The sequence below is a fragment of the Gilliamella sp. X-23 genome (genome assembly GCF_057063545.1).
The window spans coordinates 1-26,938 of record NZ_JBXSQG010000020.1 but is presented as its reverse complement, the minus strand read 5'-3'; the positions used below and the strand labels follow the sequence as shown (position 1 = coordinate 26,938).

At 36.0% G+C, this 26,938-nt stretch carries 22 protein-coding genes; 13 read left to right on the top strand and 9 right to left on the bottom strand.

Going from position 1 to position 26,938, the window contains the following annotated elements:
• Positions 1–302: 302 nt before the first annotated feature.
• The 10 genes from ACYH9I_RS10715 (at position 303) to ACYH9I_RS10670 (ending at position 11,458) form a co-directional block, all read left to right on the top strand.
• Entirely contained in the window at positions 303–722 is a 420-nt protein-coding gene (locus ACYH9I_RS10715; protein ID WP_483560709.1) for a four helix bundle protein, read from the top strand.
• Positions 723–1,530: 808 nt separating this feature from the next.
• Positions 1,531–2,238: a purine-nucleoside phosphorylase gene (gene deoD / locus ACYH9I_RS10710; RefSeq protein ID WP_160402446.1), complete on the top strand. Its 708-nt coding sequence runs from the start codon at positions 1,531–1,533 to the stop codon at positions 2,236–2,238.
• 33 nt (positions 2,239–2,271) lie between these two features.
• Positions 2,272–3,441 (top strand): MFS transporter TsgA, encoded by a 1,170-nt coding sequence (gene tsgA / locus ACYH9I_RS10705; RefSeq protein ID WP_483560708.1) that lies wholly within the window; start codon positions 2,272–2,274, stop codon positions 3,439–3,441.
• A gap of 50 nt (positions 3,442–3,491) precedes the next feature.
• The gene (locus ACYH9I_RS10700) at positions 3,492–4,286 is read left to right on the top strand and encodes a nucleoside-specific channel-forming Tsx family protein (RefSeq protein ID WP_370516526.1); all 795 of its coding nucleotides are present in this window, start codon (positions 3,492–3,494) and stop codon (positions 4,284–4,286) included.
• A 69-nt stretch (positions 4,287–4,355) separates the two neighbouring features.
• A complete protein-coding gene (locus ACYH9I_RS10695) occupies positions 4,356–5,048 on the top strand; it encodes a Crp/Fnr family transcriptional regulator (protein ID WP_483560707.1) in 693 nt (230 codons plus the stop codon).
• Between the two features lie 326 nt (positions 5,049–5,374).
• Positions 5,375–7,012, top strand: coding sequence for a glutamine hydrolyzing CTP synthase (gene pyrG, locus ACYH9I_RS10690; RefSeq protein ID WP_160402450.1), 1,638 nt, complete (start codon positions 5,375–5,377; stop codon positions 7,010–7,012).
• 47 nt (positions 7,013–7,059) lie between these two features.
• Positions 7,060–8,361 (top strand): phosphopyruvate hydratase, encoded by a 1,302-nt coding sequence (eno, locus tag ACYH9I_RS10685; protein WP_160402451.1) that lies wholly within the window; start codon positions 7,060–7,062, stop codon positions 8,359–8,361.
• A gap of 227 nt (positions 8,362–8,588) precedes the next feature.
• Positions 8,589–9,533 carry a VirK/YbjX family protein gene (locus ACYH9I_RS10680; RefSeq protein WP_483560706.1) on the top strand — a complete coding sequence of 315 codons (945 nt, stop codon included), beginning with the start codon at positions 8,589–8,591 and terminating at the stop codon, positions 9,531–9,533.
• Positions 9,534–9,613: 80 nt separating this feature from the next.
• Positions 9,614–10,528, top strand: coding sequence for a LysO family transporter (locus ACYH9I_RS10675; protein WP_483560705.1), 915 nt, complete (start codon positions 9,614–9,616; stop codon positions 10,526–10,528).
• 42 nt (positions 10,529–10,570) lie between these two features.
• A complete protein-coding gene (locus tag ACYH9I_RS10670; protein ID WP_483560704.1) occupies positions 10,571–11,458 on the top strand; it encodes a hypothetical protein in 888 nt (295 codons plus the stop codon).
• A 24-nt stretch (positions 11,459–11,482) separates the two neighbouring features.
• On the opposite strand, the gene ACYH9I_RS10665 is transcribed toward ACYH9I_RS10670, so the two are convergent.
• From ACYH9I_RS10665 to ACYH9I_RS10625, 9 genes are all read right to left on the bottom strand, one after another.
• Entirely contained in the window at positions 11,483–12,028 is a 546-nt protein-coding gene (locus ACYH9I_RS10665; protein ID WP_483560703.1) for a methylated-DNA--[protein]-cysteine S-methyltransferase, read from the bottom strand.
• Positions 12,029–12,171: 143 nt separating this feature from the next.
• The gene (locus tag ACYH9I_RS10660) at positions 12,172–12,939 is read right to left on the bottom strand and encodes a histidine phosphatase family protein (RefSeq protein WP_160402456.1); all 768 of its coding nucleotides are present in this window, start codon (positions 12,937–12,939) and stop codon (positions 12,172–12,174) included.
• 13 nt (positions 12,940–12,952) lie between these two features.
• Positions 12,953–14,284, bottom strand: a complete 1,332-nt coding sequence (locus tag ACYH9I_RS10655) for an OprD family outer membrane porin (protein ID WP_483560702.1) — start codon at positions 14,282–14,284, stop codon at positions 12,953–12,955.
• Between the two features lie 84 nt (positions 14,285–14,368).
• Positions 14,369–15,181, bottom strand: coding sequence for a histidine phosphatase family protein (locus tag ACYH9I_RS10650; protein WP_483560701.1), 813 nt, complete (start codon positions 15,179–15,181; stop codon positions 14,369–14,371).
• Between the two features lie 107 nt (positions 15,182–15,288).
• Positions 15,289–16,680 (bottom strand): glycoside hydrolase family 1 protein, encoded by a 1,392-nt coding sequence (locus tag ACYH9I_RS10645; protein ID WP_483560700.1) that lies wholly within the window; start codon positions 16,678–16,680, stop codon positions 15,289–15,291.
• Between the two features lie 3 nt (positions 16,681–16,683).
• Positions 16,684–18,594, bottom strand: coding sequence for a beta-glucoside-specific PTS transporter subunit IIABC (locus tag ACYH9I_RS10640; protein ID WP_483560699.1), 1,911 nt, complete (start codon positions 18,592–18,594; stop codon positions 16,684–16,686).
• Positions 18,595–18,778: 184 nt separating this feature from the next.
• Positions 18,779–19,621, bottom strand: coding sequence for a BglG family transcription antiterminator LicT (gene licT / locus ACYH9I_RS10635; RefSeq protein ID WP_483560698.1), 843 nt, complete (start codon positions 19,619–19,621; stop codon positions 18,779–18,781).
• Positions 19,622–19,803: 182 nt separating this feature from the next.
• Positions 19,804–21,678: a molecular chaperone HtpG gene (htpG, locus tag ACYH9I_RS10630; protein ID WP_483560697.1), complete on the bottom strand. Its 1,875-nt coding sequence runs from the start codon at positions 21,676–21,678 to the stop codon at positions 19,804–19,806.
• A 326-nt stretch (positions 21,679–22,004) separates the two neighbouring features.
• On the bottom strand, positions 22,005–23,366 hold the full coding sequence (locus ACYH9I_RS10625; protein ID WP_483560696.1) for a sodium-dependent transporter: 1,362 nt from the start codon (positions 23,364–23,366) through the stop codon (positions 22,005–22,007).
• Positions 23,367–23,660: 294 nt separating this feature from the next.
• Here ACYH9I_RS10625 and ubiG point away from each other — a divergent pair, with 294 nt between their 5' ends.
• From ubiG to ACYH9I_RS10610, 3 genes are all read left to right on the top strand, one after another.
• The gene (gene ubiG / locus ACYH9I_RS10620) at positions 23,661–24,362 is read left to right on the top strand and encodes a bifunctional 2-polyprenyl-6-hydroxyphenol methylase/3-demethylubiquinol 3-O-methyltransferase UbiG (RefSeq protein WP_483560695.1); all 702 of its coding nucleotides are present in this window, start codon (positions 23,661–23,663) and stop codon (positions 24,360–24,362) included.
• Between the two features lie 115 nt (positions 24,363–24,477).
• Positions 24,478–25,944 (top strand): IMP dehydrogenase, encoded by a 1,467-nt coding sequence (gene guaB / locus ACYH9I_RS10615; protein ID WP_483560694.1) that lies wholly within the window; start codon positions 24,478–24,480, stop codon positions 25,942–25,944.
• Positions 25,945–26,382: 438 nt separating this feature from the next.
• Positions 26,383–26,938: hypothetical protein (locus tag ACYH9I_RS10610; RefSeq protein ID WP_483560693.1), on the top strand; the 556-nt coding region annotated here is incomplete at its 3' end.

Here is a 26,938-nt window from a genome sequence, read left to right as displayed (position 1 = left end):
CTTTTTACGTTATTTAAGGGCGAATGCGGCAACGCAGTAAGCTGGTAGTATTAAGATTAAGGTGCAAAAACGAGCAACATGAACAACTACGCTGATGCGGGCTTCGTCAACAACAACTACTGGACGAGCGACGCAACAGGTAGCAATGGCTTCAATGTCAACTCGAACAACGGCAACGTTAACCGCAACAGCATTTCCAATAGCAACTATGCTGTTTGCACCGAGGCCTTATTACAGTGTGCTCTGCTATGAGTGAATTGGAGTTAATAGATGTAAACGGTTTTCTGTTTTGTAGGACTATTATGCACAATAAATTACCTAACCTTACTCAATCAACTTTTGTTCAGCCTAAAATATTTAATGATTTAGTGACATTATACCAATGCTATTGGCAAACGCATTGCCACTTACCAAAGTCCTTTAAATTTACCACTGGCGAAGCGATATTGACCGAGCTAACTGAGGCAATTCGCTCTGCAGTATTATCTAATATAGTTGACCGAGATAACATCAAAGAATGCCAATCCGCCATTAAACAGTTACAACATATTCGCGCCTCGTTAGATGTTATCAAGGGGCTATTGTGTGTAGGTTGGAAAATGAAAATGATATCACACGGTGCTTTTGCTTCATTCAACCAATCCATCGACAACATCCAAAAGCAGACCACTGGTTGGCAACATTGGTTTATGGCGCAGGTGAATGATGAGGATTTAAGCTAAGGCTAAATCTAAAACAAAAACAAAATTAAAAAAGGGCATTAATTTAAACATTTTTATTTCACAAAAAAACACCTTATTTACTCACAAAAAGTGGTCAAAAAAAGTATTGATTTTATTAAAGTTTTTCTGGCTGTTTTTTTAACAAAAACCGCCTGACAAAAACACAACACCCCATCCCAAAACGATGGCTATGTTATTTGTCTTATTCCGGCGTCAGAATGTGCCGACAACAGAGTGAGGTTAGCACGCCAAACAGGACGTTTGGCGAGTTTGTGGTGCGCCGGGAGCGCGTCCACAAACGGTGCGTTAAGACCGAGCGTCGGCGTCGGACAAATTTGTCTGGAACAAATTTGAACATCTGAGCAAATCGAAGATGGCCTCGAAGAGGCGAGTATCAGGATGATACGAGTAGTGCCGCAGGCCACATTCTGTAGCCAAAGCGTGGGATTTCTAAGGGAATTCGCTTTAATTCCCTTAGCTCGGACGTGGTCACTGTAGCTATTTTGTTCACCAAAGGCCAAAACGTCCGAAACCACTGCACTCAATCCATCCTATTCACCAAAACAAAAAAAACTAATTTTCCGCCCAAAAATTGGTCAGAAAAGATATTGATTTTATTAAAGTTTTTGTTTGGTGGTTTTTTAGCCAAAACCACCACCCCCAATTTAATTCATCTAACGACACGTTAACCATCAAGCAATTTTGTAAAAATGTGGCATAGAACATAGAGTTAGGACTTATGTCCTAGCTGAAAGAGAAAAAACATTACTATACTTAAGGTCATTTTTTCAAACAGTTAAGAAATATTATGACAGCACATATTAATGCAAAGAAAAATGATTTTGCTCAAACCGTTATTATGCCTGGTGATCCTTTGCGAGCAAAATTTATTTCCGAAACTTATTTAACAGATGCAAAGCAAGTTTGTAATGTACGTAACATGTTAGGTTATACCGGAACATATAACGGTATTCCTGTTTCTGTTATGGGACACGGTATGGGGATTCCGTCAATTACGCTTTATGCCCATGAATTAATCAATGATTTTAATGTAAAGCGTATTATTCGTATCGGTAGTTTAGGTGCAACGCAGCACAACGTAAAAATGCGTGATGTGATTTTAGCCGTTGCCGCTGGGACTGATTCAATGACTAATCAAAAAAGAGCAAATGGTTATAACATTGCTACTTCTGCTACTTTTTCTTTATTACATAGTGCTTATGAAACTGCCAAAGTTATGAATATCCCCGTTAAGGCTGGTAATGTCTTTAGTGGTGATCTTTATTATGATCCTGATGAATCGTTAATTAGTACTTTAGAAAAATCAGGCGTTCTAGGTATCGATATGGAGGTGGCCGGTTTATATGGTATTGCTCAACAATTCAATATTGAGTCTTTAGCTATTTTAACTGTTTCTGATCATTGCCTAACTGGCGAGGAAACCTCTGCAGAAGAAAGACAGCTGACATTTAACAATATGATTAAGCTAGCCTTACAAGTTGCTATTAAACCTTAAATTACCATGCTAAATCATTTTTAGGATAATGTTATGAAACATAAGCTGTTACTCACCCTAATTAGTTTTTTGGCTAATTTTATTATGGCGGGTTTTGCCAGCCAATTTGGTATGTTAATCGAACCGATTGCACAATGTTTTCATGCTGATGTCAGTACGATTGCTTTTATCTTTTCTTTACTTAATGGTGGGGCGTTAGTTGGTACTATTTTAGCTTTTTTCTTGATTGATATTATTGGTATCAAACGCATCACTTTATTAAGTTACACACTTATTGTTGTATCTACATTGATGTTGTATTTCACTAATTCATTGATAGTGTTAGATATTTGTATGTCATTAATCGGTTTGTGTGGTGGTGTTGGGCTATGTATTGCTGGAACAATAGTCGTTTCTATTTGGCAAAATAGAGTTCAAAGTACTATGTTGGTTGTGCAAGATGCAACGTTTAATATTGCTGGTGTTATCTTTCCGCTTATTACCACTTATGCTTTAACCCATTCTTTATCATGGGCGAGTAGCTATTTAACTGTGGGTCTTATTGCGGTATTGACGCTAGTGATTATTTTAGTTACCAATTTTGATTTGATGATAGCTTCTAAAGAAATTGAAAAACAAAATAATAATCAAAAATCAGAATGGAATTTTGGCATTTTATCGGCTGGCATAGGGTTGTTTTTGGCTATGTTGGCTTTATACACTTTTCTAACTTGGGCACCACTTTTTGTTAGTCAAAAATTTACGATTAGCTTTGAAGAGGCCGGAAATATCATTACGCAATATTGGGCTGCTGCATTAATTGGGGCGTTAGTTTCAACCGCTATTGTTTCACGAGTTAAAATTCATCATTTTTTTATAACAATCATTTTGTTAGCCTTTGTTATAACAATTGCGATTGTTAATACTCAAGATCTTAATCACATTAGTTATTTCACTTATGGCTATGGATTTGTTTGTTCTGCATTATATAACTCTTTTGTTGCCTATGGGGTTACATTTGTTAAAAATGCATCAAGTAAAAATGTGTCTTTTATTCTTGTTAGCGGTAGTGCTGGGGCAATGTTTAGTCCTGCAATTAGTTCTTTATTCCAAGAATATTTTGGTACGCAAATTATTATGAATGCAATTCCAGTTTTTTATGCGGTTATTATTGTAATGTTGGTTATTTCTCAGTTGTTGAAACGGAAAAATAACCTGAAGTGAAGGGAAATATCATGAGGAATTATTATAAATTATCAAAATTAACATTAAGCATGCTTTTGATTTGGTTTGGTGTTGCTAACGTTAATGCTGCTGATTATAAAGATGGTAACTTACATAAAAATGATTATGGTTGGTTGCAGTTAAATTTGATGCAAAGTGTTGATGCTAAAATACCATATGATATAAAAAATGATACGTATCTTGAGACGGAGTTTGGTGCTCGGTATGGTGTTTTGGATCTATATGGCTATGTTGATATCTTCGATATTTTTGATCGTAAACATGATGATCGATATGGTGGTGATAATTTCTTTGCCAAAATTTCACCAAGAATTTCACTTGATGGTCTATTCCAATCAGATTTTTCGTTCGGAGCTGTTAAAGAGCTGTATATTGCTAGTGTAAATAATATTGGTGATCGAGAGTTGTTTGAACAATATTTAGGAATAGGCGCCGATGTGGATGTGCCGTGGTTTGGTATGATGGGTATGAACGTTTATGCGCGCTATGTTCGTGAAAACTATAATGAACCTAATGAAGGTAAGTGGGATGGTTATATGTATTCAACAAGTTGGTCAAAACCCATTTATCAATTTACTAATCAAAGTACAATCAATTATCAAGGCTATTTTGATTATCAATTTGGCGCCAATAAAATAACCAATAACTCACTTTATAGTAATAATGCTATTGAATGGTATAATGGATTTTATTGGCATACTGATCATATGGCACTAGGTTATGGATTAAAGTATTTCCGTAATATGTCATTGATTAAAAATAAATCTGGAGCAGGGAAAACCAGCGGTATCGGTCATTATTTTAGTCTTAGTTATAAATTTTAATTAAAATAATGTTATATTTAAAAAATTTTGAATAAAAACGATAAGTTATACGGTGGTGGCTAAAATTATATGCAGCTAAAGTCTTTAAATAAAGGTCGTTTTAGTACATATTGGCAAAATAACAATAATCTGATTGAATCCGTTATTAAACAATGTGTTGTTGAAACTAAAATTGTCGATGAAAAATCGATTTTGTTCCGTCAGGGGTGTAAAGTTAATGATTTAGTTCTAATTTATAATGGAACGATTTCTATCCGTTACGAAGCCGCTAATGGACGTCGTTTTCATCTTGGTACGCTTGATTGTGATGAACACGTTCTTGGTGAAATGGAATTCTTTACAGGATATCTATGCCAATTTGATATCATTGCTGAGGAAGCGTTAACATTGTCAATTGTTAGCGCCGATAAATTATATCAATCGTTGATTGAACACCCTAAATTAGCACTGTTTTTTGCTAGTGCAATTGCTTTTGATTATCAAGATACCTTAGATATTTTCTTAAAGAGAACTTTATATTCAATTTGTTATAATATTGCGTTCGATCTTTATCAGCATCATTTAAATATAAATCCAGTAAGTAGTTTCCAAAAAAACTACCTAGAAGCTGAACGTTTTGGTACCACAGATCGTGTTTATCGTCGAGCTGTAAGTGAGTTAGTTAAATTAGATATCGTTGAAAAAAACGAAGGAAAACTAGAAATCAAAAGTATGGAAAAGCTTAAAGAATTTATTAAATGCAAGGATAATATTCCAGATTAGGACATTGTTGAATATTGTATATTCAACAATGAATAGATAAAAACGCGCCACTATGCAATATAATATTACGGCTATAAATAGCCTATGCAATGTGGCTATTTTACCTATTAATCTAAACACCTTATGTTGAGCTATTAACAAATAAAACAGACAAAATTTTACAAATCCATACAATGAAAACATCAATTAAAACTCATTATTCAATTGTGAGGTAAGGCGGATTCTGTTATACTGCATTCCCGTCTGATTCTTGTATGTTGTATTGGTTTTGATGTCTAAAAATCGATGCAATATTGTTCTAATAAATTAATAATGGTCTAATATTAATGGTCACGAATTATATTTTTGTTACAGGCGGTGTCGTTTCTTCTCTTGGTAAAGGCATTGCCGCAGCATCTCTCGCTGCAATTTTAGAAGCCCGCAATTTAAAAGTCACCATGCTCAAGCTTGATCCCTACATTAATGTCGATCCGGGCACAATGAGTCCTATTCAACATGGTGAAGTGTTTGTGACTGAAGATGGTGCTGAAACCGATCTTGATTTGGGTCATTATGAACGTTTTATTCGCACTAAAATGACGCGAAAAAATAATTTCACTACAGGTCGTATTTATTCTGATGTGTTACGCAAAGAGCGCCGTGGCGATTATTTAGGGGCAACGGTTCAAGTTATACCACATATCACTAATGCAATTAAATCACGCGTGATTGATGGGGCAAAAGGTTTTGATGTTGCCATTGTTGAAATTGGTGGTACAGTAGGTGATATTGAATCTCTACCATTTTTAGAAGCCATCCGTCAATTAGCCGTGGATGTGGGTCGTGAACACACGTTATTTATGCACTTAACGTTAGTACCTTATCTAGCATCTGCTGGTGAAGTTAAAACCAAACCAACACAGCATTCAGTAAAAGAATTACTGTCAATTGGTATTCAACCGGATGTGTTAATCTGCCGTTCTGATCGCATTATTCCTGCCCATGAACGGGCTAAGATTGCACTATTTTGTAATGTGCCTGAGCGTGCTGTTATTTCGCTTAAAGATGTTGATTCTATTTACAAAATACCTGCGTTATTAAAATCGCAAAACTTAGATACCTTCGTTTGCAAACGATTTAATCTTGAATGTAAAGAAGCTGATTTATCGCAATGGGAACAAGTGATTTATGAAGAAGCCAACCCAGTGGGTGAAGTAACCATTGGTATGGTGGGTAAATATATCGCTTTACCCGATGCTTATAAATCAGTGAATGAAGCGTTAAAACACGGGGGATTAAAAAATCGTTTAACGGTGCATATTCGTTATATTGATTCAGAAGATCTTGAATCGCGTGGTGTAGAATTACTTCAAGGCTTGGATGCGATCTTAATTCCTGGTGGATTTGGTTATCGTGGTGTTGAAGGTAAAATTATGGCAGCTCGTTATGCGCGTGAAAACAAAATCCCATATTTAGGTATTTGCCTTGGTTTACAAGTGGCTATGATCGAATATGCACGTAATGTTGCAGGTATTAAAGATGCTAACTCAACCGAATTTGTTAAAGATTGTGCAAGCCCAATTATTGCTTTAATCACAGAGTGGAGCGATGAATCTGGCAATGTAGTACAACGTAATGAAAATAGTGATTTAGGTGGCACAATGCGTTTAGGTTCGCAAATTTGCCATTTGGAGCCTAATTCATTAGTATACGATATGTATAAAAATGAGTCGATTACTGAGCGTCATCGTCATCGTTATGAAGTGAATAATAATTTATTACCTGAAGTGGTTAAAGCTGGGTTAAAAGTGACTGGTCTTTCAACGGATAGAAAGCTGGTTGAGATCATTGAAGTTCCAGATCATCCATGGTTTGTTGCGTGTCAGTTCCATCCGGAATTCACCTCTACACCACGTGATGGACACCCACTGTTTAGTAGTTTTATTAAAGCTGCCAAAGCTTATCAAGAGCAGCAACAAAAATAGTTTTGAATTAATATTTTTAATATATCTGTCATATAGAGGAAAATAACATGGCAAAAATCGTTAAAGTACATGGTCGTGAAGTCATCGACTCTCGTGGTAATCCAACTGTTGAAGCCGAAGTTCATTTAGAAGGTGGTTTTGTTGGCCTTGCAATTGTTCCATCAGGTGCATCAACGGGTTCACGTGAAGCGTTAGAACTTCGTGATGGTGACAAATCTCGCTTTTTAGGTAAAGGCGTATTAAAAGCAGTTGAAAACGTAAATGGACCAATCGCTAAAGCAGTTGTTGGTAAAGATGCATTAGATCAAGCTGCTATCGACCAAATCATGCTTGACTTAGATGGTACTGATTTCAAATCTAATTTAGGTGCTAACTCAATTCTTGCTGTATCTTTAGCAACCGCTAAAGCTGCTGCAGCTGCTAAAGGTGTTCCACTTTATCAACACATTGCAGACCTTAATGGCACTCCGGGTCAATACTCAATGCCATTACCAATGATGAACATCATCAACGGTGGTGAGCACGCGGATAACAATATTGACTTACAAGAATTTATGATTCAACCAGTTGGTGCTAAAACAGTACGTGAAGCAATTCGCATGGGTTCTGAAGTGTTCCACAACTTAGCTAAAGTATTACATGCTAAAGGCATGAACACTGCTGTTGGTGATGAAGGTGGTTTTGCGCCTAACTTAGATTCAAATGCTGAAGCGTTAGCTTGCATTAAAGAAGCAGTAGAAAAAGCAGGTTATGTATTAGGTAAAGACATTACTTTAGCGATGGACTGTGCAGCTTCTGAATTCTATAACAAAGAAACCGGTAAATATGTATTAAAAGGTGAAGGTAATAAAGAGTTCACTGCGCAAGAATTTACTCATTATTTAGAAGGTTTAACAGAACAATATCCAATCGTATCAATCGAAGATGGTTTAGATGAAAGCGATTGGGAAGGTTGGGCATACCAAACTAAAGCATTAGGTCACAAAATTCAATTAGTGGGCGATGATTTATTTGTAACTAATACTAAAATCTTCAAACAAGGTATTGAAAAAGGTATCGCTAACTCTATCTTAGTTAAAGTTAACCAAATCGGTACATTAACTGAGTCTATTGCAGCGGTTAAAATGGCGAAAGAGGCGGGTTATACTGCTGTTATTTCTCACCGTAGTGGTGAAACAGAAGATTCAACAATCGCTGATTTAGCAGTTGGTTTAGCTGCTGGTCAAATTAAAACTGGTTCAATGAGCCGTTCTGACCGTGTTGCTAAATATAACCAATTAATCCGTATTGAAGAAGCTTTAGGTTCAAAAGCATCATTCAATGGTTTAAAAGAAGTTAAAGGTCAATAATTAGTTTTTATAAACTAAATTATCACTTAAAAAAACGGTGACCAGTTCACCGTTTTTTATTTTCATATAATTTAGACCTACTTAATGTAGGAATAGTTGCACCAACTAAAGTTGTGTTGTACTCTTATCGTTTGATTTTTTTATGACTTATTAATAACTAATCCGTATTGATTAATTTAGTCGCCCTATAATTGTTAAAATAACTAACTCGATTTAAAGTTCTACTTATGAATAATATTACGAATATGTCTCAGCCAAAAAGTAAATGGCAACTCTTTAACTGGCTCTATACCGGTAAATTATCGCTAAACGAATTATGGCTTAACCCGACCTATCGTTATAAGTTTTTTTTAAGAACCTTGTTCTTAAGCCCAATTACTTTCAAATGGCTTGATAAATTAAGACAGTATCCATTGCTTGGCTATTATTTTTCGTGCCAAACTAATTTACCATGTAAATTACAGCGACCGTATTTGGCATCTTGTTTGAGCCAAAAAGCACGTTATGATGCATTGGCCTATCATTATGATTTTTTAGCAAAACAACCCGATAGCGTAACTAAAGCTTTTTATAATCCGCAATCACCTTTTGTATTGGCGAATGTTACTGTTAAAAATGAAACAAATATCCAAATTGCCATTCAAGCTCGTAACAAATTTGCCAGAGAAGGCGAAGTGAGCCTTTATTTTTATGATAGCGATGGGATTGATTTAGCTACATTAACGTTTTCAATTGTTGAATATCAAAGCAAGCCAACGCTCTTTATTGCTGGATTACAAGGCACAGGACACGATGACGCACGTGCTCGTGTACAAAAAGCGACTAAAGCCTGCTATGGGTTATTCCCTAAACGCGTTGCAGTTGAAGCTGCATTAACTATTGCCCGTTACTATCAATTAACGCAAATTGTTGCTGTGGGTAACAAAACTCATATCTATAACAATTGGCGCTATAATAGCCGTCAAGAACGCATTTTGTCTGATTATGACGATTTTTGGTTAACCCTTGATGGAAAACAAGATGCTAATGGCTTATTTATACTGCCAAACCAAATTAATCGAAAATCAATTGAAGAAATTGCCAGTAAAAAACGTTCAGAATACCGTAATCGTTATGCTTTATTGGATGAGCTTCAACTTAATATTGAGCAAACGTTAGCATCATTAACATAATGATTAGTGGTAATAGATTAAAACGTATATTTGACTCTCTAGTTTAACAATAAAAGCAAGGAATAGTTAAGGAATAAAATATGTATTTTGGTCTTCTTATTGCGCTAGTACCGTTGGGTTTAGGTTATTTAATTAAAATTAAAAACAACAGATGGATGTCCAAAATTAATCTAACTTTGAGTTGGATGATCTACCTTATTTTGTTCATTATGGGTGCTGAACTTGCTCATTTAGATAATTTGACCACTAATTTGCAAATTATTTTATATTATGCAATTGTTCTTTTTATTTGTACGTTTGGCGGGAATTTTGTTGTTTTAATGATGTTTGATTTTTTTTCTACTTCCAAAACTGATAATGTAAATCAAACTTATACGTCACATTTTAAGATGATCTTTGAATCATTACGTGTCTGTATTGCATTAATTATTGGGTTTATTTGTGGGTTATTGCCATTATTTATTTGGCAATATGCTGAAAGTGTAACTCAAATTGTACTGGTGTTTTTATTATTTCTAGTCGGAATTCAATTACGCAGTAATAATATTTCGATTAAACAAATTTTACTCAATAAAGTTGGGATGACCACATCCATATTGGTTGTGATGAGCGTTTTATTGGGCGGGATTGTTGCCTCGTTTATTTTAAACTTGCCTGTTCGCGTTGGTCTTGCCATGTCATCTGGCTTTGGATGGTATTCATTATCAGGAATTTTAATGACTGAGGCTCATGGCCCAATTATTGGAAGTGCCACGTTTTTAAATGATATGTTACGAGAATTGTGTGCGATTATTTTAATTCCAACGTTGATTAAGCGCCATCAATTAACAACATTAGGGCTATGTGGTGCAACATCAATGGATTTTACACTACCCATGCTACAAAAAGGTGGTGGGATAGCTATTGTACCTGCTGCTATTGCTCAAGGTTTTTTGTTAACACTTATAATGCCGATATTTATCACGCTATTTAACTATGGATGGTTTGGGCTTTAGCTTAAAAAAAGCAAAGCCTATTTAAATGGAGTAAAAAAGGTAATGGGGAAGTATAGTTTATTAAAAGGTCAAGTAAGACGTTTAAAAATATTGAGAGTAGATAAAGAAAAGGATCAAAATAAAAAAACTGAAGACTGTGATTTTATTGAGTCAATTTGGGGGCTATTTATCGAAATGATGGCGGGATTTATTCTAATAACCGCAGCTATATGTAAGTTTGTTTATGAATTTGTCCTTAGTTTATTTACTTTTGGGTTACTACAAACCAAGCTATTAAAAGGTACGCCGTTTGTTTGTTATATCGGTAATGTCAAAGTTAAAGGTAAGCTAGAAAATGTCGCTTTTAAAAATGGTGATTACGTCGAAATGGTCGTCAAACAAATTGATAAGAATAAATATCAAGCTTATGCCGTCCGCTTTCCTAAATATCATGCTTTATTTTTTCCTAAAGGAGTTGGTCTTTCGACGTTGCAATTGCTGAAGTATTGTATGTTTGGTGTTGGATCGATAATATTATGTACCGATGTTTTGATTTTCATTAGCATATTATTCAATCATGAGAGGGATTCTTTAGAAGTGATCGACATTACCACAACAAGCTGTATTGGTTTTGTTGCTTTTGTGTTCTTTTTCTTCTTCGTTTTTGGTGGGCGGTCAACTTTTATTTGTAACCGTATTTATGCCACTTTAGGTTATTCAAAACCGTGGTTACATAACAGTTGGTATGAAGAGTTCTTGTTTTTCAAAATGAATCGTCGTCGGGATCCTGAGCTCTTTGATGATCCTCAAACGCCAGAATTTCAAAAAATTAGAAATAAAGATATACAGTCTTCAGCTAATTATTACTGTCGAACGCCCATTATACCAAGTTGGGTAAATATTATAGATGAAAGTAAATATGATGTACAAATAACCAATCACCTAAAATAAACAAATTAAAAAGATTTCGTTTTTTTAGATTGTGTTTAAATGACCATGTTTAGGCACAAAAAATAGTGTGGTATCGACCCCTTCGTGTTGTAGCAATTGAATTTTTTTATCTATCCCCCCTGCATAACCCGTTAAATTACCGTTTGCGCCAATGACGCGATGGCAAGGGATGATAATGGATATTGGATTATGCCCAACCGCGCCGCCTACTGCTTGGCTAGCCATGCTTGTTTTGTTTGTTTTAAGGGCAATTTGTTTTGCAATATCGCCGTAAGTTGTGACTTTGCCATACGGGATATTACATAAAATTTCCCATACTAGCTGTCGAAAAGGGGAGCCATTTGGTGCAAGTTTAAGTTGAGATAGATTCGGTTTCTTTCCTGAAAAATAATCATCAAGCCATTTTTTGGTCGAGTTAAAAATAGCTAAATTAGGTTTTTCTTCTGTTTGAGTGTTAATTGTATGACCAAAATATTTTTCGCCTTCAATCCAAGCTCCAACTAACTTATTTTGTTGGCTGGCTAGAGTAATTAATCCCATTGGGGATGAATAGTTGCATAAATAAAACATCTTGTCTTTTAACTCTATTCGATAAAAACGATGTTAAATTATGCTTGTTTATGATGATAATTACTACTAATTTATTTATCAATATTGTTTGAATAGTAAATTAAGAGGGAATATGGCTCATCAATGAGCCATATTTTTTATGGTTATTTAGCTTTATTTTTGCCTTTTTCAATGTAGCTCATATCGCCTAAGCTTTCGACAATAAATTTTCCATCATCAGTATAACGAATTTTAGTGACACTTGCGTTACCAAGTCCCTCTGTCACTGGTTTATCTAACCATTCTTCAGCCATAGCCATGATAGCCATACCGTGAGATACCACTAAAACGTTACCACCACCTTGTGCTTTAGCTGATTCGGCAATGGCTTTTAACGAGGCTTGCATACGTGTTTTTACTTTATTGTAATCTTCTGCTTCACCAGATTTTTCGACAGCGGCAATGGCATCCATCATTTTTTTAAGGGTGATGTTTCCTTTTGCGAAATCCGCCATTAAATCTTTATCCGTTGCATAACCTAAATGCTGTGCAGCAGGGGTCCACATGTTTGGATCAAGATCGCCTTCGAATTCACCAAAACAGGTTTCGCGTAGACCTTCCATTTCGTTGATATTAATGGTTGTATCGCCTTTAGATTCTAAAACCACACGAGCTGTTTGACGTGCACGTCCCAAGTCGCTTGAATAAGTAGCAATAAATTTGACATCTTTTAAACCACGGCCAAGTTGCTCGGCAACTTCAACACCGGGTTTTATTAGTGGTGTATCTGACCAACCTTGAGCACGATGTACGTTATTGAACATGGTTTTGCCATGCCGAGTGACGTAAAGGTAAACATCATCAGCAAAAGCTTGTGATATAGTTGAAATAGCAATGATTAATGAGCTGATTAATATAATAAATTTTTTCATGTTTTGTCCTTATTTATAACAAGTTAAATCGGTAATCAATAACAGTTTCTGCAGAAAGTGTTGGTGAGCGTTGGGCTTTGCCATGTTTATCGAGTTTTGGTGTAATATCTGACCCGCTAGTGGTTTTGTAAGACCATCCATAACCTACTTTAGATAAAATAGATAGGTTTTTAAATGCACCACTGGTTGGTTTCCATATGTCGAAAATATTTATTTCGCCATTTTTTAGTGTGTCATGTTTGTAATTAAATTCACCATAGTTCATATATAATCCAGTGCTGTTATCTTTGACAAAGTCGTAAGTTAACACACTGGTCAAGACTAGTTCTCCATCGCGCATATAGTCAGCACCTGCCGCAGCTAACCCATTAAAGCGACCCCGGGTGTTTTTACCTAAATGTCGGTTATAATATCCAATCGCATTGTGTTTGTTAGCATCAGTGTAAGCTAAGCCAATTTTGACGCTCCAGTCATCTTCTTTCCATTCGACATCAGTTGCATAATGCCATGCATGATCTTCAAACTCTTTTTTGTTTTGTTTCATGGCGTCATAATTGTCAAGTGCATAGCTTCCATAGAATTGTCCGCCTAAAATCAATTTTTGCATTGGTTTATAGGATAACTCAACTACGTGGCGCCTTAGGTAATCTTTCGCAACACCATAAGAATAATCCAAAGTTAGATCTTTATCTTTATAAGCGATTTCAGCAGTTGAAATATTATCAATGACTTTTTTACGGTCGGCTGTTAAAAAATGTAATTTTTTAGCAGATTCTCGAGGGAGGGTACTATCGATATATGCTAATGAAAAGTAGATGTTATCATATTTTAGTGTACCACTATAACCAAGATAGCTATGACGAGTAAGATGTTTAGATGAACTTATTATTCCAAAGTCTTTCAAACTATGCCAGCCCGCTTTACCCTTTAAATTAAAGTCGTCGTTTCCTAGTTTAATTTTTGCATAACGTTGGGTAAATTTATTAAAACCTTGAGCGTTGTGTTTGTTATAGCCTTTACCATCATTATAAAGTAAGTTACGGGATGCAAAGTAATCACTGGCTCCCAATTTTATTACGTTATCATAGGTAATATCAAATCCAATAGTATCAAATAGATAGCCAGACTTATAATCAAAAATAAATACTTGCCCCCAAGCACTGTGTACTTCTTTGGGTTGGGATGCATTTTCTTTTAAATATTTCCAATGATTACGTGTAGAAAAATCAAATTTAGAATCTGTGAAAAAAGTATTATATAAGGCTGAATCATTATTCACTTCAGCCGCTAGAGCCGAACAAGTTGACAGACTCAGCAATGCAAGTGTGAGATATTTTACTTTCATTATTGTATTTCCTAACTTATGTTTAAATAAAAAATTAAAATTAATTTTTTATCTAGTGAATTCCATTATGTATGGATTATATTTTTATTTGTTTAATGTAGCTTTGCCTTTATTGACATATGCCATGTTGCCAATTTCGCTCACGTTATATTGACCATTTTTATAGGTAATTTTGACAACTGTTGCATTTGATAGCGGTTTATTTTTATCTTTGTTGTCAGTAAGATCATAAATCATCGCCTGCATTGACATTCCAGATGAAATAGCAAGAATGGTTTTTTCATGATTATGTTGTGCATTTTGGATGATGGTTTTTAACGCATCTTGTGTTCTTGCCTTCACTTGTTGGTAACTTTCAGCTTGGTGTTTAGGATCTGTTTTGGCAATTGAATTTATCATTACATCTATAGTTAGGTTGCCAATTTGGTAATTTTTATAAAACGCATCGACAGAGTTATATCCTGCTAGTTTCATGCTATCACGAACCATTTTTTTATTTGGTCCACCTTCAAAACCGCCAAAAAATACTTCACGTAATCCTTTAAGTTCGCGAATGTTATAATCCTTAACACCTTTTTGTTTAAGAAGCTCTTGCATGGTTTCGCGTTGTCGTCCTGCATCACTTGTATAATAAGCATCAAACTGGATATCTTTTAATCCTTCGCCAAGATAGTGTGCAAGTTCAATGCCTTGTTCTGTAAGCGGCGAATCAGCCCAACCTTGTACTAAATCATAGGTATTAAATAAGGTTTTACCATGGCGAGCAAAGTAGATTGTTATATCACCATCAGTATTGTTATCTTTTTCCTTAGGTGAGTGCTGAGCACAACTGGTTAGTAGAGCTGTAATAATAATTAACGTACTGGTTAGTAACGTTTTTATTGTTTTTTTCTTCATGCTATATTCCTTGAGAGGCTAACGATTAGTAGGGCACACTCATTTTGCAAATTTTATTTTAGGATAATAGGGGAATTAGTTATCATCATTCCCCTTAAATTATCTGACTATTTTAAATTCTCACCCCTAGATGAAATTACTGATTGATACCAGTAAAAACTCTGTTTTTTATAGCGTTTTAATGTGCCAGAACCATCTTGGTTTAGGTCAACATAAATAAAGCCGTAACGTTTAGTTACCTCTGCTTTTGAGGCACTGATAAGATCGATTGGTCCCCAACTGGTGTAGCCCATGACTTCAACGCCGTCGTTAATGGCTTCTCGGATTTGTACTAAGTGATCATTCATATAATTGATACGGTAATCATCATGGATAGTACCATCAGCTTCGAGAGTATCTTTCGCACCGAGGCCGTTTTCGACAATAAATAATGGTTTTTGATAACGTTCATAAAGTAAGTTAAGTAGATAGCGAATACCAACAGGATCGATTTGCCATCCCCATTCTGAGGCTTTAAGGTAAGGGTTTGGTACCATATCTAAGATATTACCTTTGGTCTTTTGCGACTCGTCAGCGGTTGCACAGCAGCTCATGTAATAACTGAACGAAACAAAATCGACGGTTTCTTTTAGATCTTGTTTGTCTTGTTCAGTAATATCGAGCTTGATGTTATGTTCTTTAAAGAATCGATTCATATAGGTTGGGTAATAACCTCTAACTTGAATATCACCAAAGAACAACCAACCGTGGTTTTCTTGATGTGTAGCCCAAACATCTTCTGGTTTTGGTGTTAATGGGTAGGCAACAGCACCTAGTAGCATATTACCGATTTTAGCATCAGGGATGATGTCATGACATAATTTAACGGCTCGGCTGCTGGCAACAAGCTGGTGGTGAATAGCTTGGTAGATTTGTTGTTTTGTGCTGTTTCTATCTAATCCTACACCTGTAAATGGTTCGTGTAATGACATGTTGATTTCGTTAAATGTTAACCAATATTTGACTTTATTTTTGTAACGTTCAAAGACGACTTTGGCATAACGAGTAAAAAACTCAATCACTTGGCGATTACCCCAGCCACCGTATTCTGTTACAAGGTTATAGGGCATTTCGTAATGTGATAGGGTGACAAGTGGCGTGATATTATGTTTTGCCATTTCGTCAAATAACTTATCATAAAACGCTAAACCATCTTCGTTTGGTTGCTGTTCGTCGCCATTGGGAAAAATTCGCGTCCAAGCAATAGATGTACGCAGACAGGTAAAACCCATTTCAGCAAATAGAGCGATGTCTTCTGGATAACGGTGATAAAAATCAATCGCGTTGTCTTTTATACTGCTAATATCGTGTTTGTTTCGATCAATAATATCGCCAAACAGTCCATTAGGTGTGCAGTCTGATGTTGATAATCCTTTACCTGCCTTGCGATATGCGCCTTCAACTTGATTGGCGGCAATAGCACCACCCCATAAAAAATCACTAGGAAATTGTGTTGACATGTTTTACTCCTTATTTGCTGATAGCGATAATAATGCATCACCATTTTTGGTAATATCTTGTTTAAAAATACACTCTATATCTTGATAATTATCAGTATTAGTTATAATTATCGGTGTGGTTACTTCAAATCCTGCTTGTTTAATTGCGTCGATATCAAAACTAACTAATAGATCGCCTTTTTTCACTTTACTTCCTGCTTCGATATGCGCTTGAAAGTGTTGCCCGTCTAATTTTACGGTATCAATACCAATATGAATTAATATTTCGGCACCGGAATTGGTTTGGAAACCAATCGCGTGTTTTGTTCTAAATAGTGATACTACTTCACCGTCATCAGGTGCTACGGCTTGACCAACAGTTGGGATGATGGCAATGCCTTTACCCATCAATTCATTGGCAAAAGTAGGATCGTTAACTTGGCTTAGTGGGATAACTTTGCCTGACATTGGGCTGAAAATAGTGACGCTATCGGTATTGGTTTTGTTGGTGTTGTCTTGGTTATTTGCTTCGTCTTTTTGAGTATCATTTTTTGATATCATGCTAATTTTATCTTGCGAAATGCCAAACAGATAAGTAGCGATTAAGGCAACGATAAATGAAATAAGACAACCAAATACAACTGCGTAAAATTTTTCATCAATGCCGTGTTCAGGTGAAATTAATTGTAAAAATGAAAAGACATTAATAAAGCTAAAGGAATAAATCACAGTATGGTAATAACCAACAATTGCACCACCAATAATTGCCGATAAGCAACCGATAATAAATGGTCTTTTAAGTGGTAAATTAACACCGTAAATAGCCGGCTCAGTGACACCAAAAATACCAGATAATACCGAAGAGCTTGCTAGCGCTTTAAATTCTGGATCTTTTGCTCTTAGCATTACAGCAAATACTGCACCAACTTGTGCAAATACTGCTGGAAATAATATTGGTAATAGAAAATCTTGATGAACAGCTGCTATATTGTTTAAACAAAGCGGAACAAGACCCCAGTGAATACCAAAAATCACCAATACTTGCCAAAGTGGTGCTAAAATCATCGATGCAATAATTGGGTTAAGTGCATACAAATATTCAATACCGGCAGCTATACAAGCACTACCATAAGTTACAGCAGGTCCAATAAGCGCAAAGGTCAATGGCACTGTGATAATGAAGCCAAGTAATGGTGCAATGAATTTTTTGAATGAATCATGCATGATTTTATATAAATTTCGTTCTAATAACGAATAAAACCACGCAGCTAAAATAACAGGGAATACCGATGAGCCATAAGGAATTAAGTCAATCGGAATGCCAAATAGTTCAGTTTTTAGCAAAAGTTTGCCTGCCGGTATCATGTTGCTTACACTTGGGTGAAGCAATGCACCGCCAATAGCTAACCCCATATAAGGGTTACCACCAAACTTTTTAACGGCAGAAAATCCTAAAATCATCGGTAAATAGTAGAGTGGAGCGTCGGATATTGCATCTAGAAACTTAAAAGTTGGTGTGTCTTTTTGGACAATATCTACTGTTTGTAATAGCGCAAATACTCCTTTTAAAATACCACCTGCCACCATGACGACTAACACAGGAATAAAAATATTTGATACTAAATCGATTAGTTTCGACAATAACCCCGATTTTTTATTTGATTGAGTTTTTTTGTTGTCGGTTTCGTTGAGATGAGTTAACTGCATAATGTCACTATAAACATCAGCAACATTATTGCCAATTACCACTTGAAATTGCCCACTACTTTGTACAACGGTTATTACACCTTTTTGTTTTTTTAGCACTTCGGCATCAGCTTTTGTTTCATCCTTTAGGACGAATCGTAAACGAGTTGCGCAGTGCACTAGGCTGATGATGTTATCTTTACCACCTATATTATTAATTATTGATTCGGCAAGCTCTTTGTTTTTCATACCTTATCCTTATTTTTGACAAAAAAAAACCTAGACCCCAAGCTTTGGGTCTAGGTTTTGCTTGCAAAGTAAACGTTTTTTAACTTTGCAGTAACAATCCAATTAGTGTTTTTAGATTAGCACAAATTTACAAAACAGATAAGACTTCTATAATAATGATCACAAAAGTGTGATTTACTTCACATTATGAATTTTTAAGTTCTGTACGCAGTCGTTCAATATGAATGGTTAAATATAGACTTTCATCATCCGAAAGTGGATGCCGATATTGTTGTATCAAATGCAGATCAATTTGTTTAGTACATAAATAGGCTTTTTTGTATTTTTGGCGGATAATTTCATATAAAGAAGCATCTTGTTGTGGTTGGGATTGTTGATTTAGTATGCGGTGTGCAAAAAATTTTAAATGAGTGACAAAGCGCTGGTAAGATAGGCAGTTTTCATCATATTCAAAGTTAAAATGGTATTTTACGATATTGAGTATTTCGCGCATGATTTTTGTCATATTAACAATATTAGGCATAGTGCCATTAAGTTGTGCATTAATTATATGGAATGTGATGTAACCTGCTTCGTCTTCTGGCAGTTCTACGTTTAGGCGTTCTTTAATTATTGATAGAGCATATAAACCAATTTTAAACTCTTTGGGATAGAATTTTTTGATTTCCCATAAAAAACCATTAGGAATATCAAAGCCATGCTTATGGCGTTCAATAGCTGAATGAATATGATCGGTTAACGAAATATAGATACTATCTTGTAATTTACCTTCAATAAATTGTTTCGCATAATTAATAATAACTTCAGACGTGGTTAATACCTCAAGTGGGATCTGAGACAGTAACTCGGTAAATTTGAATGCTGTGTCTTTGTTTTCTAGTGAAAACTTTTTTTCGATAAGATTTGAATCAATTAAATCGCCTTCGCGTTTTTTAAAACCGATGCCACGGCCAGTAAGAATAAGCTCTTTCCCTTTTTCATCGATTGTTACAACAACGTTATTGTTTAGTATTTTATGAACTTTCATTATCTTTAATCTAACTTTTTAGATAAGCTATTATCAATCGCACTCAAAAAATAGAAAGCAGAAATATAAAAAAGTGTGATAAGTATCATATTTTTGCTAGATCAGTTATTGACAAATACTTAATATTATAAAAAAACCCGATCGACTAAGCGTATCGGGTAATGTTTTGTTATTTAGCTGAATTATTGCGCTAATAATTTATTCATAGTTTGAATAAATTTGCTTGGATCGCTAAGCGAGCCTTTTTCAGCAAGTAAAGCTTGATCAAGTAATAGTTCAACCCAATCGTTAAATGCGCTTTCGTCTTGCGTATCGGCAATACGTTTAACCAATTTATGATCTGGATTTATTTCAAACGTGTATTTGATTTCTGGCGCTTTCTGACCTGCTGCTGCAAACAATTTAGCCATTTGTGTACTCATTTCGTCAGCGGCTGTGGTGACAATTGCTGGTGTATCAGTTAACCGATGAGTTAATTTAACATCTTTTACTTTATCGCCTAATGCAGTTTTGACTCGTTCAATAAATGGTTCAAGTTCTTTTTCAACTTGTTTTTGCTCTTCACTATCTTGATCGGCAAGTTTTTCGATAGATTCGTCTGATTTACTAATAGATTGGAACTGTTTGCCATCAAATTCAGTTAAATTGCTCATCATCCATTCATCAATACGATCGGACAACAATAATACTTCAATGCCTTTTTTACGGAATAGCTCAAGATGAGGACTATTTTTAGCAGCACCATAACTGTCAGCGGTAATATAGTAGATCTTTTCTTGATTTTCTTGCATACGGCTAATGTAATCATCTAACGCAACAGTTTGCGCATCGCTATCAGTGTGAGTTGACGCAAAACGAAGTAATTTAGCAATTGCTTCACGGTTGGCAAAGTCTTCACCAGTACCTTCTTTTAATACTAAACCAAACTCACTCCAGAACTGTTGATATTGTTCTTTATCGTCTTTGGCAAGTTTTTCAAGCATTTGTAACACACGTTTAGTACACGCATTACGCAAGTTTTGGGTGATTTTGTTGTCTTGCAAAATTTCGCGCGATACATTTAATGGTAGATCATTTGAATCAATTAAGCCTTTAACAAAACGTAAATAGTTTGGCATAAATTGTTCTGCATCATCCATAATAAACACGCGTTGTACATACAGTTTTAGACCGTGTTTATTATCGCGATTCCACATATCCCAAGGTGCTTTTGCTGGGATATAAAGTAGACTAGTATATTCTTGCTTACCTTCTACACGATTATGGCTCCAGCTTAATGGGTCAGCAAAATCGTGTGACAGGTGTTTATAAAATTCTTTGTATTCTTCATCAGTGACTTCTGATTTGCTACGTGTCCAAAGTGCTTGGGCTTTGTTGACTTTTTCCCATTTAACTTCTTTGCTTTCTTCGTCAGTGGTTTGCACTTCAACAGGAAGTGAAATGTGATCAGAATATTTGCTAATGATAGAACGCAAACACCAATCGTCTAAAAACTCTTTTTCGTCTTCTTTTAAGTGTAAAGTGATTTCGGTACCACGAGTTTCTTTATTATCGTCAGATATTGTATATTCACCTTCACCGGCTGACTCCCACATAACTGCTTCGTCAGCTTTTGCAGTGGCTGCGCGTGTTCTAACAGTGACTTTATCGGCAACAATAAATGCTGAATAAAAACCTACACCAAACTGACCAATTAATTGACTATCTTTAGCCTGATCACTACCAATCGATTCTAAAAACGCTTTAGTGCCCGATTTAGCAATCGTACCTAAGTTTTCAATCACTTCATCACGTGTCATCCCAATACCATTATCGGCAATCGTTAAAGTGCCGGCTTCTTTATTGGTCGAAATACGCACACCAAGTTCACCATCACCCGCATATAGATCTGGATTTTCAAGTGCTTTAAAGCGGAGTTTATCGGCCGCATCAGATGCGTTAGAAATAAGCTCTCTTAAAAAAATCTCTTTATTTGAATATAAAGAGTGAATCATTAAATGTAGAATTTGTTTAACTTCGGATTGAAATCCGCGTGTTTCAGTGCCTTGCTTACTCATTGACTAGTACCTCTATTATATTTAGCTATTTCAATTAATTCTCACGACAATAACAACTTTTATTATTTTACTCTGCCTACTTAGTACATTGTCAGTTAGTATTAATCGAATAAAATTAACATAATGATTTGATTTATTGATGTATTGCTATATGGGAATAAAAAAAAAGATTTCAATAGAAATAGGAAAATTAATTTATCTCTTACACATTGTTTGGTTATTTTTTGTTAATAAACTTAACTAAAACTGCCGCAAAAATAGGGCAAAAAAAAGCCTTGAATGAATCAAGGCTTTAAACTAAAAAAACACGTTACACTAAATTACAATTACATTAACCCGTAAACAAGAATAAAAATCACCGCAACAGGAATTACGAATCGTGATAATAAAGTCCAAACACCAAACCAGAAAGAACTTAAATTTAACTCTGAGCGGATGCGTTTTTGATTCATCATCCAAGCACCAAATATCACAGTGCCTAAACCAGTCACTGGTAACATGATTTTACTTGTTAAATAGTCTAATAAATCAAAAATGTGTTTATCAAAGAGTTTAACATCGGACCATAAGTTAAAGGATAACAAACAAGCAATACCTAAAGCCCAAATGACAATACTACTTGTAATGGTTGCTGCTTTTCTGCCTAGTGGAGTTTTTTCTTCTAATAATTCAACGGTTGGTTCAAGTAACGAAATAGAAGACGTTAATGCTGCAAAAGTTAAGAAGATAAAGAACAATATACCTAAAATCGCACCACCAGCCATGTTACCAAATGCAATTGGTAGTGTAACGAAAATAAGGCCTTCGCCTACTGCTGGAGGTAAACCGTTAGCAAAAACTAAAGGGAAAATAGCTAAACCAGATAATACGGCAACAATAACGTCTAATATTACAACTGTACGCGCAGTTGACAATAAGTTGACGTCTTGTCCTAGGTATGAACCATATGCCATCATAATACCCATACCTAACGATAAACTAAAGAATGCATGACCTAATGCCGCTAAAATAGCCGTGCCATTTAACGCTGACCAATTAGGTGAAAATAAAAATTCACATGCAACACCAAAAGATGGACCGCTAGCATAGGCCGCATAGCCAACAAGAATTAATAATAAAATACCTAATCCTGGCATCATCAGCTTACAAGCACGCTCTAAACCAGCACCAACACCTAACGCAACGATAAGTGCAGTGATGGCCATAAATATGGTATGCCAAGTTAATAAATGGCTTACGTTACCACGGAAATCATCAAAAATTTGTTGAGTAACTGCACCACTTGCTCCATCAAATGAGCCTTTAGCTGCTATAAAAATATAATCGGTCGCCCAACCGCCAATAACACTATAAAATGATAGGATTAAAAAAGAACCTACTACACCAATAATACCGACCCAGCGCCAAGATTTTGAACGGCCTTCTGAAACAGCGACATCTTCCATTGTATGGATTGGGTTTTTTTGTCCGCGACGGCCAATTAGCCATTCTAAAACTAAAATCGGCAAGCCGATAAGAAACATAAATAGTAAATAGGTAAGTACAAATGCAGAACCGCCCATTTGACCTGCCATATATGGAAATTTCCAAATATTACCCAACCCAACAGCAGAACCTGCCGCAGCAAGCATAAATCCCATGCGCGAGCTCCATTGTGAGTGGTTTTTTTTCATAGTACCAGTACTCATTAATATTTTTCCTTTAGTCTTATTAATTTAATTCAGCGTTGTGAATAGCGTTTTTTTTGTTAATAAACCTTTGATCATGCCATGAAATAAACCTATAAACAAGATATTATTCAGGTTATTAGTTAAATCTGTATGAAAATTTAGCAGGTCAAATAGACAGGTATCATATTCAATTTTAAGATGATTGCAATGGGTTGCTATCTTACAAAGAAGAATAATTTGGGCCATTTATTGATAATCACAAACACATAGCATATAGTTGATATTAGATTTTATTGATATTAAAGAGCCATCATGTCACAAAATATAGACCAAAACGAAATTGACAAATTTTCACAACTTGCTGCTGATTGGTGGAACCCAAATGGCAAATGCAAACCACTACATATAATCAACCCATTGCGAGTGGATTATGTACAACAAAAATGCGGATCGTTAACTAACAAAACCGTACTTGATGTAGGATGTGGTGGTGGGATTTTGTCTGAAAGCTTAGCCAAATTAGGGGCAAATGTGACCGCCATTGATCTTGCAGATGAATCGCTTAGCGTTGCCAAAATTCATGCCGAACAAAATAGCCTTACGATCAATTATCAAAAACAAACGGTTGAAGATCATGCACAACAATACCCTGGGCATTATGATGTGATTACCTGTATGGAGTTGTTAGAACACGTGCCAGATCCGTTTTCGATTATTCAAGCTTGTGCAACATTACTTAAACCCGAAGGCAAACTGTTTTTATCGACCATTAATCGTAATCATAAAGCCAAATTACTATTAATTTATGGGGCAGAATATATTGCTCGCCTAGTGCCCAAAGGTACGCACGACTTTAATCGTTTTATTCGCCCATCAGAATTAATGACACTTGTTGAACAAGCTGAACTTATTGTTGGTGATGTAATAGGAATGGAATACCATTTATTAAAAAACCAATTTCAATTAGGACCAAATATTGATGTTAACTACATTTTAATGGCTAATCGTAAATAGTTTGCTGATAATAAATCGCATCTAACACTAAATATCGCTGGTTTTTTATAGTAAAAGTGAGTAAAATGCTTCGGCAATATTTTATCAACAACCCAACCCAATGGTGAATATTGTCATGTCTCGCATAATTAAAGAAGCCCTCACGTTTGACGACGTATTGTTAGTTCCAGCTCACTCAACGGTATTACCTAACACAGCCGATATTAGCACTCAACTAACCCAAACTATAAAGCTCAACATTCCAATGCTATCTGCCGCAATGGACACAGTTACTGAAGCTGATCTTGCTATTGCGCTAGCGCAAGAAGGCGGAATTGGTTTTATACACAAAAATATGTCCATCGAAAACCAAGCTAATCACGTAAGACGTGTTAAGAAGCATGAAAGTGGTATTGTGCAAGATCCGGTATCTGTCTTACCTACTTCAACTATACGGCAAGTAATTGAATTGGCAAAAGAATATGGTTTTGCAGGGTTTCCTGTTGTAACTGAAAGCCAAGAATTAGTCGGAATTATTACCGCACGTGATGTCCGATTTGCAACTGATTTATCTTTACCCGTTACAGCTGTTATGACGCCAAAAGAACGTTTAGTTACTGTAAAAGAAGGTGAGCAACGCGAAATCGTACTGAAAAAAATGCATGAACACCGTGTTGAAAAAGTTCTTGTGGTTGATTCACGATTCCACCTAAAAGGCATGATCACCGTCAAGGACTATAACAAAGCGGAACAAAAACCTAATGCTTGTAAGGACGAAAAAGGCCGCCTACGTGTAGGTGCTGCTGTTGGTGCTGCAGCCGGAAATGAAGAGCGCATTGCCGCATTAGTTGAAGCGGGGGTGGATGTATTATTAATTGATTCATCACACGGCCATTCAGAAGGTGTACTAGAGCGTATTCGCCAAGCAAGAAAGGCTTATCCTGATCTACAAATTATTGGTGGCAATATTGCAACGGCCGAAGGCGCTAAAGCCTTAATAGATGCGGGTGTTAGCGCGGTTAAAGTTGGCATTGGGCCTGGATCTATTTGTACAACCCGTATTGTCACGGGGGTTGGTGTACCACAAATTAGCGCTATTATGGATGCGGTCGAAGTGGCACAAAAACACAACATCCCAGTTATTGCTGATGGTGGAATTCGCTTTTCTGGTGATATTGCTAAAGCAATCGCCGCAGGCGCTTCTTGTGTAATGGTGGGTTCAATGTTTGCCGGTACCGAAGAAGCCCCAGGTGAAATCGAGTTATTCCAAGGTAGAGCCTATAAATCATACCGTGGAATGGGATCACTAGGTGCAATGGCAAAAGGGTCTTCTGACCGCTATTTCCAGACCGATAACGCTGCCGACAAACTTGTGCCAGAAGGCATAGAAGGGCGCATTGCCTATAAAGGTCCACTAAAAGAAATTATTCACCAACAAATGGGGGGCTTAAGATCTTGCATGGGGCTAACTGGTTGCGCAACAATTAATGACTTACGAACAAAGTCGACATTCTACCGTATTACTGGCGCAGGTATGAAAGAAAGTCATGTCCATGACGTTCTTATTACCAAAGAGCCACCTAATTATCGCGCCGGCTCATAAAAAAAGAGGGATGTCCCTCTTTTTTATTATCTTAAATACTGTTTAAAAATAGCAAAATCAATTGATGCACAATCTTGGCAAGATATTGAATCTAGCAAATCAACAAAACCACGAATTAAGTGTCCTAATAACAGCCATTTAACCACTCAAAAATCGGTCAGGAAAGGTATTGATTTTATTAAATTTTTTATTTGTTGGTTTTTAGCCAAAAACCACCACCAAAACCATTCCCCAAAACACGCCACCAAAAGCTTAACCGCCCACAATTAACAAAACTTTACAAATTTTTAACAAAAAAAGTAGCGCATTATTAATCAATCGGTTATAATTTAAGCGCTTTAAAAGCAAGGGAAAGCTCGTCAGTCGAGCAGTCAGTTATAAAAAATGTAAATAAAACAAAAAATTACTTGACAGGATAATCGAAATGCGTTACCATTTATGGCATCTGGCATCTGGCATCTGGCCTGCCAAACCTATGCTCAAAATCTTTTTCAATTTCACCGTAGTCTAAAACAGACACAGTTCTTATTTTCATCAGCGAAGTCATTTCGCTTAGCGAAATGGACGCCGTCATCGAGGTCTTTTCAGGCGATGTTTTCGTCGGGTCCTTCGACGACATTCTCGGAAACCGCTTTGGTCAGGTCATCGGCCACATGTTCGGCAAAATTATCGTCGATATCCAAGTGGTTATTAGGGCCGTCATTACTATTCAAACCGAGGTTATTATTTAAACCTTCATTGTTATTTAAATCGGCGTTGTTCTTCGCGTTGTTGCTCTTGTTGTCGTATGTACAGGGTTCTGTGGCATTAACGGCACATACATCAAGAGCAATTGAGGGTACTCCGCCATATTTAACGTTTGATGGGGGACAGACAAAGGCAACTAATACGGATACTTTTTTGGCAATCGAGTTGCCAGATGGAAGACGTATTACTCAGTCAGCTAACACATCAAGTGCAGCCAATCCGATAAGGTTACCTAGTGGTAATTATA